Raw genomic sequence first — 14,413 nt, forward strand, 5'->3', positions numbered from 1 at the left:
CAATTATAAGGTTTATTTTGGCTGCCTTATTCTAAGATAAGTCAAAAAGTGTCTTTAAAATTATTATTTTTTGAGGTTTTTTAAGTTATTTGATACACATCTCAATACTTAGGTCGATTGAGGTATCTGTTGAAGAATCGACAATGGCTGATATTTATCCGACTTTTTTATACAGAACGTTTGCCAATCGCTTTATAGTAACTATCTATCTGTTATCCATGCTTTTAATATTTTTTGCTACATTAAGATTAATCAACAGGTACTTGGACATCTTATCAGTCATTAACTTTCTAACATCAACATTATCAGCACCATCATCAGCACCATCATTTCGAGAAAATGGTGAGCAGTATGCGACTCTCACTACTGCAACTGATACCTAATGCAAACCTCTGTGCCAATATTTTGTTTAGCAATCAAACAATCATACAAACATAAATCTTTGAATGATCCTCTTCTTTCATAAAACGTAAGTTTGTACATTGTTGGTAATGTTTTTAAGGGAAGAGTATGGGTTCACCGTGGGTTGCGTATATAGTCGTGGGTTTAGCAATATCGATGATAGCCGTCCTTAGTATTGGCATCATTTCTTTAACAAACAAAAAAATCGTTGTGAATTTGCCCAGCCAGGGGACAAAAGAAGATGAATAGCGTGAGCGCTTTAGACAAAACACGATACGCGCATTCAATTTGTGCTGAACTTCGCGCAAGCCATGCAGGAGAAACCGGAGCAGTGTGGATATATCGCGGCATATTGCTTGTCAATCGTTTTAAACGAGACGCCGAAATCGATACGTTTGCGAAGCATCATTTAGCAACTGAAAAAGACCATCTGATTCAATTCGAAAATCTTATTCATCGTTTCAGAGGAAGTGCTCTGTTAATTTTGTGGATGTTTGCTGGATTTATGATGGGTGTAATGTCGATGTTGCTTGGAAAAAATTGGGTTTATTACACCATTTACAAAGTCGAGTCATTCGTTGATGTTCATTACAGACAACAAATAGATGCTTTGTCAAAACTTGAGTTTCTCGAAAAAGACGAAATCATATCAATGATGAAAATGTGTAATTTGGATGAGCAGTCCCACAGAGATGAAGCACTTAATGGGATGACAAATAAACCTGGTTTAGCCATGCGCATTTGGGGTAATTTGGTGGGCACAGGCTCACAATACGCTGTTGCTGTCGCTAAATTACTTTAAAATTGCATCTATGGGAAAGTCACAAAGAAAGCGTCAACCAAAACAGTGCGATTATTGTGAAAAACTTGAAGCTGTACTCTACAGGGTCCGACTGCAACAATCAGAGCCCTGGCTACTTGTCTGCTCTGACTGTCAAACTAAAGTAAAAACCCAAACGCTGTATCAATACGGAGGGACGTGGAAGCAGATAAAACGTCATTAAACCTCAGGGTTACCATTAAGCCCATGATTTTCTTTAATGAGTAAACACATCCAAGACTAAAATTTTAGTTCACTCATAGTTTTTTAATAAAAATAAATTTTGTTGCCATTATTAGCACTCACGTTTCTATTTATTCAATGTAAAACTTGCTCAAACGCCAAGTTATCGGCTATTTTCACTGCAAACGAAGTCGAATCGTTCCTCTCAATAATGCACGTAATATGTTATAAAAATCAAAATTAAGTGTATTTTTGAAAGGAGAAACAATGCCCCACTTGCAGCTTTTTACAGACGCTAGTGTCAATACTCGATTAAAAGTGGGATACGGTGCTTATCTTGTTGTGAATGAAGAGTGCAAGCTTATAGAAACACTTAAAGATAAGGTGAAAACCAAACGTTTTGAACAAACGAGTTCGACTAAGTTGGAATTGCAAACCTTATTATGGGCATTGGACGAAATGATTGTTTTGGATGAGCAAAGTGATATCACGATAACCATTTATAGTGACTCCCAAAACATTATTGGTTTGCCAGGCAGGCGTAGTGGTCTAGAACGCAATGATTATTGTTCTGTTAAAAATAAGAAACTAAATAACCATGAATTGTATCAAGAGTTTTACCGATTAATTTCTAGTATAAAGTGTGAATTAGTGAAGGTAGCTGGCCATCAGAAATCTGGCAATAAAGATGATATTAATAGACTGTTCAGTTTGGTTGATAAAGCATCTAGGCGAGCGTTGCGAGAGGAGTTTTAACATGTCTTTTTTATTATTTCGTTGCTATGAAACCCAACGTATCTTTTTAAAATGTTATATTACCCGAAGTAATATCCTAAAAATTTTGTAAATTCATAGCAAAGCCGGAATAAAGCCAAGGTATTATTTGCCAATCAAACAATCAAACAATCAAACAATCAAACAATCAAACAATCAATCAAACAATCAATCAAACAATCAAACAAACAAACAATTTAAACTGTCTGACCATGCCATCAGACACCATCCAAGTTATGCAATTTTACTGAATAATAACGTGCTGCTCTCTCCTGAAAGTTGCAAATAAAGCTCCCCCCATCGCTCCTGCTATACTCTGGCATACAAAGCCAAAAGTGCTGCGAGCTCCAGCTAATAAGGTGATTTCTAGAATAGGGTGCATAGCTAGGAGTGCCACCGTCACTGAGAATCCTCCCGCCAAACAATACAAAATGTAAGGAGATAACTTGAACCGTTTGATTAGTAGGCCTGCCAAAATAAAAGAGATAAAATAGCTAACCGCTATTACTATCCCATAAGTAGGATACAGGCCTAATAAGTCATCTATACTCATGCTCAGGCGATCTTTGAACAAAATCTCCACTCCTACCTTGCTTAATTCAGCCATCACAAATTGGCTATGGAACAAGCTTGCTGCAACAAATGCAAAAATCACTGCAACCAGAAAATGCGTGCAAAGCCTAAGGTAAAAATTTAATTTCATAATGAATTACTTATTTTAATCTTGATGCGAGATATAGAATACGGCGATAATGAGGGAACTGAATGTTAATATCAATAGAACTAACATCCGTTATCCTTATCTTAATTTAATTTGGAGACGATACACCTATGCAATATCGGGTTTTTATTTTTGGGCTAATTATATTTTTAAGCACCCATTTCTATAGCTTTGCGGCGCAACCGCCACCATTTCCCAGTTATAAAATACAGGAAGTCGCTAGCGGTTTAAATTATCCTTGGTCGTTAGCCTTCTTACCTGACGGAGGTTTATTGGTAACTGAGCGAACTGGGCAGCTAATAAAAATAACGGACAGCGATGTTTCCAAACTTATTACTGGTTTGCCAACTGACATTTATGTTGAAGGGCAGGGTGGATTGTTAGAAGTCGTTCTACATCCCGATTTTTCAATAAATAGATGGCTGTATTTTTCCTATGCCGTGGGTGATGATGACAAAAATGCTTTACAAGTTGTGCGAGCAAAACTAATAGATAATAAGCTTACGGAAAAAAAGGTTGTGTTCACTGTGACACCTTTTAAGTCGACGCCTGTCCACTTTGCTGGACGAATGGCTTTTTTACCTGACAAAACCTTGCTTATTACCAGTGGCGATGGTTTTGATTACCGTGAAGATGCTCAGCGATTAAATAGTTTGCTTGGCAAAACAATTCGAATTAATGACGATGGCAGCGCGCCAACCAATAATCCTTTTGTGACTGAAAATCCTGATTCGCCAAATAATTATGTTTTTAGCTATGGGCATCGAAACCACCAAGGAATACTTTACGATGCTCAACGTAATGTGATTTTTTCAAACGAACACGGACCAGATGGTGGCGATGAACTGAACATTATTCAAGCAGGGGTCAATTATGGATGGCCCGTTATCACTAGAGGACTAGATTATATCGGCTCTCGCATTAGCCCTTTTACCGAATATGCTAATATGCAGCAGCCCAGACTAGATTGGACGCCTTCTATTGCTCCTTCGGGTATGGCAGTTCACCAAGGTAATCTGTTTAGTGAGTTAAATGGTGATCTGTTGGTTAGCGTTTTAAAGTTTAAAGAAGTGAGATGGCTACAAATGAACGGGGTTAAAGTAGTCGGTCAAACATCATTATTTAAAGAACTCGAGCAAAGAATTCGTGATGTGCGTGTGCATCCTGATGGTTCAATTTATATATTAACTGACAGTGAAAACGGTAAGGTTCTTCGCATTATCCCAAGTGAAAATGAATAAAAAAAATTGGGTGTTGATACATGAAAAATAGAATTTCCTTCAGGAAATGACTCTACTTATCAATTAAATAAATACCGAGTATAAATAAACAGAAGGTTTGGTCAATTTCACTTTTGGGTAATAACCTTTATAATGTTTGTTATGTATTCTGTGATCCAGTATTTTTGTTGTTTTTGGAGTCAACTTGAGGCCATAAGTTGTGACAGGATCCTCTCATTAACACGTTGCAAAACGTGCCGCTAAAAGTATACCGTCTGAGTTGTTCGCTGTGTAAGTCGCCAGCTTAGCTGAGCTAAATTAAAACATCACCCGTTGGAAAATAAACTGCTTACTTAAAGAATGCTTGTATGTATAGCGCTTATTTTACCAAAAGATGCTTAATGAATAAAAAATTAGGTAAACTATCGATAAAGTTTCACCCTGCTAATCATCATATTATTAGCATGTAATTGCCCTTGGGAGTTGAATATGAGTTTGTATCTAGAATACGTTAAAGAAATTGAAAGCCGTAAGAAAGATCTAGGATTGGCGCCTAAGCCGATTGATGGTGCTGAGTTATTAGCGGAAATTATCGAGCAAATTAAAGACTCGGACCATGAGCATAGAGAAGATTCGCTTCATTTTTTCATCTATAACACTTTGCCTGGAACAACGAGCGCAGCAGGTGTAAAAACTAAATTTTTAAAAGAAATCATTCTAGGTGAAGTCGTTGTTGAAGAAATCACAGTAACGTTTGCTTTTGAGTTGTTATCTCACATGAAAGGTGGACCTTCAGTCGCGGTACTTCTGGATTTAGCGTTATCTGACGACGAGGTATTGGCAAAACACGCAGCAGAAGTATTAAAGGATCAAGTATATTTATACGAAGCAGATATGAGCCGTCTTGAAAATGCCTTTAAAGCCGGTAATACCTTCGCTAAAGATATTTTAGAAAGTTATGCTAGAGCTGACTTTTTCACATCACTTCCTGAAATAGATGAAGAAATTGATGTGGTTACGTACATCGCCGGTGAAGGTGATATTTCTACGGATTTATTATCGCCTGGTAATCAAGCCCACTCTCGTTCAGACAGGGAGTTGCATGGTAAGTGTCTTATTTCCCCTGCTGCTCAAGATGAAATCCAAGCACTCCAAAAACTACATCCTGGTAAAAAAGTGATGTTAATTGCTGAAAAAGGGACGATGGGTGTAGGTTCCTCTAGAATGTCTGGTATTAACAACGTTGCTTTGTGGGCCGGTAAACAAGCGAGTCCATATATTCCCTTCGTGAATTTTGCCCCCGTTGTTGCAGGTACAAACGGTATTTCACCTATCTTTTTAACCACCGTTGGTGTGACTGGCGGTATTGGTTTGGATCTTAAAAACTGGGTTAAAAAACTTGATGCTGACGGCAAGCCGATACTTAATGAATCAGGGGATCCTGTTCTTGAGCAAACTTACTCGGTAGAAACCGGTACTGTGCTTACCATCAATACTAAAGAGAAAAAGTTATACAACGGTGATAAAGAACTGGTTGATATAGCTTCAGCATTCACACCCCAATCAGTTGAGTTTATGAAAGCAGGTGGATCTTACGCCATTGTATTTGGTAAAAAGTTACAAACCTTCGCGGCTCAAACTCTTGGCGTAACGTTGCAGTCAGTATATGCACCTTCTAAAGAAGTTTCTCATGCAGGCCAAGGTTTAACTGCCGTTGAAAAAATATTTAACAAAAATGCAGTAGGCGTTACTTCAAAAACAGCTCTTCATGCTGGCTCTGACGTTCGAGTCACTGTGAATATTGTAGGTTCTCAAGATACAACCGGCTTAATGACATCTCAAGAATTAGAGTCTATGGCCGCAACGGTGATCTCTCCTATTGTTGTTGGTGCTTATCAATCGGGTTGCCATACTGCTTCGGTATGGGATTCCAAAGCGCAAGCTAATATTCCTAAGCTGATGAGTTTTATGAATAAGTTTGGTCTCATTACAGCTCGCGATCCTAAAGGCGTTTATCAACCTATGACAGATGTTATTCATAAAGTACTGAATGACATTACTGTTGATGAATGGGCGCTCATTATTGGTGGTGACTCTCACACTAGAATGTCAAAGGGTGTTGCGTTTGGTGCTGATTCTGGAACGGTTGCATTGGCTCTGGCCACTGGCGAAGCGAACATGCCTATTCCAGAGTCTGTAAAAGTGACGTTCAAAGGTAATATGAAAAGCTACATGGATTTTCGTGATGTAGTGCACGCTACACAATCTCAAATGTTGAAAAAATTTGGTGATAATGTTTTTCAAGGAAGAATAATCGAAGTCCACATTGGTACTTTATTAGCAGACCAAGCCTTCACCTTTACCGATTGGACAGCTGAAATGAAGGCGAAAGCCTCCATCTGCATTTCTCAAGATGACACCTTAATTGCATCACTAGAAATAGCTAAGAGCCGCATTAAAATCATGATCGATAAAGGCATGGACAATGAACTTCAAGTGCTTCAGAGACTGATTAATGTAGCAGACAAACGAATTGCTGATATTAAATCAGGGGAAATACCAGCCCTAAGACCAGATGATAATGCAGAATATTTTGCGGAATTAGTCGTAGACCTCGACCAAATTATCGAACCTATGATTGCTGATCCCGACGTTGACAATCCTGATGTTTCAAAACGTTACACTCACGATGCCATCAGACCTGTTTCGCATTATAAGGGGAGCAAAAAAGTTGATTTAGCGTTTGTTGGCTCATGTATGGTCCACAAAGGTGATATGCAAATTATTTCTCAAATGTTGAGAAATATAGAAAAGCAAAATGGCAGAGTTGAGTTTAAAGCACCGCTAGTGATTGCACCGCCAACGTATAATATTGTTGATGAGCTTAAAGCTGAGGGTGATTGGGACGTGCTTAAAAAATATGCAGGTTTCGAATTTGATGACGCTATACCTAAAAACTCAGCGCGTACAAAATACGAAAACATCATGTATCTAGAACGTCCTGGTTGCAATCTATGTATGGGAAACCAGGAGAAAGCTGAAAAAGGCGATACCGTACTAGCTACTTCAACGCGTTTATTTCAAGGTCGTGTTGTTGAAGATTCTACAGAAAAGAAAGGTGAGTCATTACTGGCTTCAACACCAGTGGTTGTTTTGTCTAGTATCTTAGGTCGTACACCTACTTTAGAGGAATATATAAAAGCGGTTGAAGGCATCAATTTAACTGATTTTGCTCCTCCACTTGAGCAACTTACTACACCGCCTGCTAAGGCTGTGCCAGTTAAAATTGCTGATCCAATCTAGGTTTGTCTATTTAACACACTTAATTAAAACAAGCCTTAAGGCTTGTTTTAATTAAAACAGCCCACCTTAATTTTTTCATCCTTTTTATTAAGGCTCGTTACGCCGTTTAGTGAGCTAAAATATTAATAAAGACTTACAAGTGTTCAGTATTTACATTTTATTCAAATAGAACATATCTTTAGTTTGCCTTCGTCCTTCTTGTAGGTGTGACGGTTTTTTATGTGTTTTATTCTTAAGCGGATTAACAGCTTTGTTCAGAATGAATAATGAAATGTTCAATTAATATTATATTGCTTGCTTATTTAATGGACGAAATGAAAGTAATTTAATATAAGTAGCGAGCAGTGCGATAGTTAACGATGCCGATACCTAGGTAAAATTTAATGCTCAAGGATACAGGTTTTCAGCTTAGATATGTCTAAGAAGGTTTTCAGGCGTGTCAAATTAGCGATAAAGAAATAGGCTGTTCATACAAAAAACGGTATTCTTGACGAATTATTCTTATTACATAATCAAAAGACATGTTTAAAATTCGTTCTCTCTCAGTAGTATTTATACTTGCCATCGTTTCTAATCTAGTTTTTGCTGAACAAGCAGACACCATATTTCCCCAAATTCAAGTAAAGGTTAAACAACAGGTATACACCTTGGAGTATGCCGACACGTTTGAGTTACGTGCTCAAGGTTTGATGAATAGAGAAGAAATGTGTAACAGCTGTGGCATGTTATTCCACTTTAAGAAAATACAACGCGCCGGGATGTGGATGAAAAACACTATTATTCCCCTTGATGTCGCTTTTATTCGTGCAGATGGAAAAATTACTGATATCAAAGCTATGCAGCCTCATGACTTAACGACCACAAGTTCATCAGAGCAGGTACTTTTTGCTTGGGAAATGAATCAAGGTTGGTTTGCCCGAACTAGTATTAAAGTAGGGGATACTGTGATTATTCCGTTCAATAACAAGCCATAGTTAACCTGTTTCGCAATCTCTAGACTGAACAGTGGTTCAAATTTGACTGCGCTTTTTCCTAAATTTTCCAAAGCAAGACGAATATACTATTCCAAAAAAACTGACCCATGCGTGTACTTTTACTTTTAAAGTATAAACAAAAACTGCTATTTTTGTGAGTATTAGAATTTAGATCAATAATTAAAAAAATAGTGAGTAACATTGTATTGAATAATCTTAATGTAGCTAAATTTGGTGGTACCAGTGTGGCAAATTTTGCCACCATGCAAAACTGCGCCAAAATCATTAAAAATAACCCAAATACAAAAGTGGTGGTTGTCAGCGCATCAGCTGGTGTAACCAATCTGTTAGTCGATATTGCTCACACTGCCATGTCAAAACAACAGATCAAAGAAAAGTTATCTGAAATTGACAGTATTCAAAAAGCTATTTTACGGGCATTAGAAAACGTCGATGAAGTAGAGCCAAAATTACAACAATTACAAAGCTCATTATCAGATTTAGCGTTACACGAAGAAATGCTGCATCGAGCTGATTTAAAAGACGCTTTGTTATCTCATGGTGAAAGAATGTCTTCATTGCTGTTCAGTGCAGTATTAAAGCAATTTGACGTAAAAGCTGAAAACTTTGATGTGCGTAATGTGCTTAAGACTGATAGTACCTTTGGTCAAGCTGTACCTAATTTAGAACAGATAAGCATAGCGGCCAAACAACTCATGTTACCTTCATTAGAAGACACAGTGCTCGTTACCCAAGGTTTCGTTGGCTCAGACTCGCAAGGTAATACCACTACTCTTGGACGAGGTGGATCAGACTTTACTGCTGCCTTATTGGCTGAGGGATTAGGTGCTCAGACTTGCGAAATATGGACAGACGTAATTGGTGTATATACTACCGATCCAAGGATCAGTGATGCAGCGCGTCCCCTTCCAGAACTCAGCTTTGAAGAAGCTGCTGAAATGGCCACCTTTGGTGCCAAGGTATTACATCCTGCTACTATGGAGCCTGCACTTAGACAAAATATCAAAGTGTTTGTTGGCTCCAGTAAAGAGCCTGAAAAGGGTGGTACTTGGATTATCAGAGACTGTGAAACTGAACCTTCTTATCGCGCTATTACTCGTCGTAAAGAACAAGTTATGGTCACAGTTAAGACCCCTAAGATGATGTATGCCCAAGGTTTCCTACAAAAAGTGTTTACTATTATTGCCGAACATAAACTCAGTGTTGATCTCATCACAACATCAGAAATTTCCGTATCGTTTACTCTTGATAACCCCGCTAATTCTGTTCTGAAACGTCTCAATCAAGAGACAATTGAAGAGTTGACCCAGTTTTGTGATGTGTTAATCGAAGAAAACTATGACCTAGTGACTGTTGTTGGTAATAATATGCACAGCGCTGCCGGGGTTTCCAGTAAGATTTTTGCTGCGGTGGCTGACTACAATTTACGGATGATTTGTTACGGAGCAAACCCGCATAATCTTTCTTTGTTAGTAAATGATACTGACAGTAAGGATGTTGTTTGTGCGTTGCATAGTGCTTTGTTCGAATAAATACAGCTTCGAGTGGCGAGCTACGAGTTTTAATTTTTATGACTTGAGGCATGGAGAGTAATTCTTTGCATGCTGATATCCAACGCAGCGTCCGCTTGTTAGTTTTTGACACGAGTTTCTTCAAACCAGTTCTCATGAAATAAACCTGTGTGTTTCCCACTACGGATTATCTTTAATATCTTCAAAGATATGTTGTGTCAACTGTTGCGGTTGAGGGTTACAAGTCAATGATTAGGACCAATGAAACATGACTAAGTCTTCGTCTCGTGGGATATCGACACACGGAGTATATTTTTAAGAACTCGAAGCTAGTGGTGATATTAATTCTACACTTTGTATTATTTTTCAAATACATTTTTAGATGTTAGGTGTTAGATTATGACGAGTGTGTAAGTCAACTCAGATTTTATATTGCTGCTGACAATGAGCGTGGTTGCTTGCCGTCGATGTCGCTAAACCCATGTTCTTGGGCGAGCTGTGCGGCTATGTGAGTGAGCCCCGACTTTCCATAATATCGAGTCGCCACTAGACAATGTTTCAGGACTGCCCAAACAATTATGCATTTCTCATCTATAAATGTACGTAACACAAAGAGGAGTAAAAGATACGTGATATTTTGCTAATGGTCTTTGAAAATGCGCACCCAGTACATCTTTAGCATTACAGATAGGTTGTATGCTAAAGATGATTCCATGGGTATCGTGGACTTATGCGCCCTCTTTTTCTTCAGTTTTTTTACTTGTATTCAAAACGCCACGGTTAACTTGGTCGCGTTCAATCGATTCAAATAATGCTTTGAAATTACCTTCGCCAAAGCCATCATCACCTTTTCGTTGAATGAACTCAAAAAATACCGGACCTAATTGGGTTTCAGAAAATATCTGAAGCAGTAATCTTGGGCCATCTTCTGTGGTGCCATCCATCAAGATTCCGCGTGTTTGCAGCTCCTCCACAGGTTCGCCGTGATTCGGTAATCGACCGTCAAGTAATTCATAATATGTTGCAGGAGGTGCGGTCATAAATGGCATGCCCATATCTTTCAATCGATCCCAACAAGCAACTAAATCGTCGCAACTGAATGCAATGTGTTGAATACCCTCACCGTTGAAGGCACGCAAAAACTCTTCAATTTGCCCCTTACCACCTTCACCTTCTTCATTCAAAGGAATACGAATTTTGCCATCAGGCGCGGATAATGCTTTAGACGTCAACCCCGTATATTCACCTTTAATATCGAAGAAACGCACTTCTTGAAAATTGAATAGTGTTTGGTAAAAGTCAGCCCAATATTCCATACGACCGCCATAAACATTATGTGTCAAATGGTCAATCACGTTAAAACCGGCGCCTACTGGGTTGCGGTCAACACCATCGATGTAGTCAAAGTCTATGTCATAAATAGAAAGTTCATCACCATAGCGGTCAATCAGATAGATAATAGCGTTACCAATTCCGCGAATGGCGGGTAAGCGAAGTTCCATAGGACCTGTTTCAACAACAACAGGTTCTGCACCTTGTGCTAATAAATGGTTATAAGATTGCACTGCATTTTTTACTCTAAATCCCATTCCACATGCAGACGGTCCATGTTCACGGGCAAAATACCACGCCGCTGATTTTGGCTCGTAGTTAGCAATTAAGTTAATACCACCTTGACGCCATAATTGAGCATCTTTGGTACGGTGGTTAGCAATTTGAGTAAATCCCATTACAGTAAATACTTTTTCTAATTGTCCTTTTTCTGGGGAAGAAAATTCAATGAATTCAAATCCATCTAAGCCCGCTGGATTTTCAAATAAGTCTGCCATTATTTACTCTCTTTAGTCATGTCTAAAATCTAATACAGGTAGACCTTTTTTAGGAGCTCTAATTTATGTTGTTAGACAATGTTAATAAATTAATCTTTCAAGCGGACAATCCGCCAAATCGGATACCACTAAGTTTTCTGCATTTTAATAAAAAATCTTCGAGAAAGGCATTTTTAAGAGTAAGTAGTGATTGTGATTAAAACAGGTAAATGTAATTATTTTGATACGTAAGTGTAATCATTTTGATACATAGAATTGACACAAGCCTGGCCTTAATATCGGTAAACACTCCTCAGCACAGCCATGTATGTTTCCAATAGTAAGGACTATGCCCTATAAATTATCCTATTTAATTCTCACTATAATTGGCCAGACCCTGGTCTAGTTTAAAAAACAGTCAACTCTTGAAAGCATTATTGTTAGACTAACAATGAGTGAGCAATGATGCTCTATTTGAGGTTTTCTCGAGTGAAATGGAATGCGATGGCCGATCACGTTAATGCTATTATCAACACAAAAACAATGGGTAGGCCAAGGTACAAGCTTCTATTCATGAATACTCAATTTGCATGTTTAGTCAAAGACCAAAACTCGAGTGTTCTAGTTGGTTGAAAAAGTACTGGTCAGTACAGAGAGATGTGCTTCAAAGTTTTTCCATTGTTCTCTTGCTGCAGAATTAATAGGTTGACGGACCTGTTCTGAGCTAGGCGTTTTTATAGTGCGTTTTGTTTTATAAAAATGCAAACAAGATGACTCAAAAGGTAATTGACAAAAATTTAAAATACGTCTGACCTGGGTCTCTAGGTCGTCTATCACGTCCTCGTGTTGAACCTTTAATACATATCCCGGCAACACGGTATCCCAATGTGTCATTAGGGATTGGTATGCTTGATAGTAGTGGATAAGATTATCTAAGTCATACGAAAACTCTTGCCCCTCACCAAATAACTGCTTATAACCACTGAAACAGCAAGCAATAGGGTCACGTCTGGCGTCAATTATTTTGGCATTGGGTAATATGGATTTAATTAGGCCAATATGCATAAAATTATTTGGCATCTTATCAATGAAAAATGCTGCACCTTGACGATAGGAGCGGGTGTCTTCAATAAACTTTTTACCAAAACGAGCGAAATATGTCGGGTCTATTTCATTGACAACATTGGGATAACCGCTTTTGTTACCACTCAGTTTTGCTGCCAACCCCAGGACATCATGCAACTCCATGGTACCGTCTACTTGCGAATGAGATGCAAGTATTTGTTCTAATAATGTCGAGCCAGCTCTAGGAAGCCCAACTATAAAAATTGGGTCCGCAGCTTGGTCGCCTATATTTTGATGCGTGGTGAAAAAATCTTTAGTGAACACTGCTTTATGAGCTGCAACTTGTTCGCTTACATTAGTCTGTGAATAATGACTGCTTTGGTTTTTTAAAGCATTACCATTTTTATAATAACTAAAGGCTGTGTCGAATTGTTTGCGATCTTCATAGGCTTTAGCGAGCGCAAACTCAAGATGAACCTTATCATCTTGATCGATTTCGACTCTATCCAGTTGGGCTTTCATCAGGACTAATTCTTTATCTGTAAACCGGTATGTTTTAGTATTGGCTAAGCTCCAGTAAGCATCACCAAAATCAGCACGTATTTTGTAAGCTTGCTGATAAGCTGCTATCGCTTGATCAATGTTGCCATTTGCCTTGTAGGCGTGTCCAAGTAGCAGTTGTATACCGGGTCGCTCATCGCGTTTACTGATAATTTGTTGATATAGATTAATAGCTTCTTCAACTTCACCAATACCTACCATTGCACTCGCCTTTGCTGCTAGATATTGATGATTATTTGGATACTCGTTTAGTAAAATTTCAGCTTGTATTTTAGCTTGACTAAATTTACCTAGCTTAGATAGTAACTTCACAAATTCAGCTCTTGCGGCTCCATGTTTTGGGTGTATTTCAACACAGCTTTCTAATATGAATTCGGCTTCATGGAAAAGTTTTAATTTGATACCAACCTCAGCCAGTAGCATCATGGCTTCAACATTATGTTTATGTTTTTGCAAAAAACGTCGACAAATGATGTCTGCTAGGCCTAATTTGCCCTCATACATAAGATCTTGAGCACCACGAATTTCTGCAGGTAACTGCATCAGGTACTCTATCCGTTGCGTTGCAAATTTCTGTCCTTCGATATGATTTAAATCATGGTAAAGAGGAGCTAATTTTTGCCAACTAGATAATAATGCGGGATTAAGTCTAGTGGCTTTGGCAAATGCTGTTGCTGCATTGGACTTATTGCCCTCACTCAGTGATAAGTAGCCATTTTCTTGATGAGCACGTGCGTGATTGGGATCTGCAGCGATAAGTGTTTTGACTGTTTCATTTGCTTCATTAATCAAACCTTTAGTGCGCTGGGAAACGGCTAAAAGATATAACACTTCATTTTTTTCTTGAAGGTTGTTTTGATTATTATCTTGAGTGTCCAGTACTTGCTTCGATAGTAATATGGTTTTGTTGATATCGCCTGATTGTAATGCACGTTTGATATCGTCAATCTTGATGTGGCTTTTACTGCTTTGTTCATTGACGCTTTTTTCCACGTACTACCTCCAGATGATTAAATCTTATATTACGATCAAATTGTAATTACTTCGCGC

Annotated in this window: 9 protein-coding genes; 6 read left to right on the forward strand and 3 right to left on the reverse strand. The window is 38.3% G+C overall.

Annotated features, from left to right (window positions below):
- Window positions 1-643: 643 nt before the first annotated feature.
- Together QZ562_RS00410 and QZ562_RS00415 are read left to right on the forward strand one after the other, a co-directional pair.
- The gene (locus tag QZ562_RS00410) at window positions 644-1,204 is read left to right on the forward strand and encodes a demethoxyubiquinone hydroxylase family protein (RefSeq protein ID WP_293755417.1); all 561 of its coding nucleotides are present in this window, start codon (window positions 644-646) and stop codon (window positions 1,202-1,204) included.
- Between the two features lie 468 nt (window positions 1,205-1,672).
- Complete coding sequence (locus QZ562_RS00415) at window positions 1,673-2,161, forward strand: RNase H family protein (protein ID WP_293755419.1); 489 nt, start codon at window positions 1,673-1,675, stop codon at window positions 2,159-2,161.
- Between the two features lie 262 nt (window positions 2,162-2,423).
- Here QZ562_RS00415 and QZ562_RS00420 read toward each other — a convergent pair whose 3' ends face one another.
- Window positions 2,424-2,882 (reverse strand): hypothetical protein, encoded by a 459-nt coding sequence (locus QZ562_RS00420; RefSeq protein ID WP_293755421.1) that lies wholly within the window; start codon window positions 2,880-2,882, stop codon window positions 2,424-2,426.
- A 128-nt stretch (window positions 2,883-3,010) separates the two neighbouring features.
- Here QZ562_RS00420 and QZ562_RS00425 point away from each other — a divergent pair, with 128 nt between their 5' ends.
- The 4 genes from QZ562_RS00425 (at window position 3,011) to lysC (ending at window position 9,950) form a co-directional block, all read left to right on the forward strand.
- Complete coding sequence (locus tag QZ562_RS00425) at window positions 3,011-4,141, forward strand: PQQ-dependent sugar dehydrogenase (protein ID WP_293755422.1); 1,131 nt, start codon at window positions 3,011-3,013, stop codon at window positions 4,139-4,141.
- Window positions 4,142-4,609: 468 nt separating this feature from the next.
- A complete protein-coding gene (locus tag QZ562_RS00430) occupies window positions 4,610-7,423 on the forward strand; it encodes a bifunctional aconitate hydratase 2/2-methylisocitrate dehydratase (protein ID WP_293755424.1) in 2,814 nt (937 codons plus the stop codon).
- Between the two features lie 521 nt (window positions 7,424-7,944).
- A complete protein-coding gene (locus QZ562_RS00435) occupies window positions 7,945-8,397 on the forward strand; it encodes a DUF192 domain-containing protein (RefSeq protein WP_293755426.1) in 453 nt (150 codons plus the stop codon).
- A 200-nt stretch (window positions 8,398-8,597) separates the two neighbouring features.
- A complete protein-coding gene (lysC, locus tag QZ562_RS00440) occupies window positions 8,598-9,950 on the forward strand; it encodes a lysine-sensitive aspartokinase 3 (RefSeq protein WP_293755566.1) in 1,353 nt (450 codons plus the stop codon).
- 707 nt (window positions 9,951-10,657) lie between these two features.
- Here the strand turns inward: lysC and hppD are convergent.
- Window positions 10,658-11,758, reverse strand: coding sequence for a 4-hydroxyphenylpyruvate dioxygenase (gene hppD / locus QZ562_RS00445; protein ID WP_293755428.1), 1,101 nt, complete (start codon window positions 11,756-11,758; stop codon window positions 10,658-10,660).
- A 600-nt stretch (window positions 11,759-12,358) separates the two neighbouring features.
- Window positions 12,359-14,356, reverse strand: a complete 1,998-nt coding sequence (locus QZ562_RS00450; RefSeq protein ID WP_293755430.1) for a tetratricopeptide repeat-containing sulfotransferase family protein — start codon at window positions 14,354-14,356, stop codon at window positions 12,359-12,361.
- Window positions 14,357-14,413: the final 57 nt, after the last annotated feature.

Origin of the sequence: uncultured Paraglaciecola sp. (assembly GCF_913058035.1) — a bacterium.
Classification (GTDB): Bacteria; Pseudomonadota; Gammaproteobacteria; order Enterobacterales; family Alteromonadaceae; genus Paraglaciecola.

What these genes read in the sequence shown, in the direction of transcription:
- QZ562_RS00410 (WP_293755417.1), top strand. Translation starts at nt 644, where the DNA reads ATGAATAGCGTGAGCGCTTTAGACAAAACACGATACGCGCATTCAATT.
- QZ562_RS00415 (WP_293755419.1), top strand. Translation starts at nt 1,673, where the DNA reads ATGCCCCACTTGCAGCTTTTTACAGACGCTAGTGTCAATACTCGATTA.
- QZ562_RS00420 (WP_293755421.1), bottom strand. Translation starts at nt 2,882, where the DNA reads ATGAAATTAAATTTTTACCTTAGGCTTTGCACGCATTTTCTGGTTGCA.
- QZ562_RS00425 (WP_293755422.1), top strand. Translation starts at nt 3,011, where the DNA reads ATGCAATATCGGGTTTTTATTTTTGGGCTAATTATATTTTTAAGCACC.
- QZ562_RS00430 (WP_293755424.1), top strand. Translation starts at nt 4,610, where the DNA reads ATGAGTTTGTATCTAGAATACGTTAAAGAAATTGAAAGCCGTAAGAAA.
- QZ562_RS00435 (WP_293755426.1), top strand. Translation starts at nt 7,945, where the DNA reads ATGTTTAAAATTCGTTCTCTCTCAGTAGTATTTATACTTGCCATCGTT.
- hppD (WP_293755428.1), bottom strand. Translation starts at nt 11,758, where the DNA reads ATGGCAGACTTATTTGAAAATCCAGCGGGCTTAGATGGATTTGAATTC.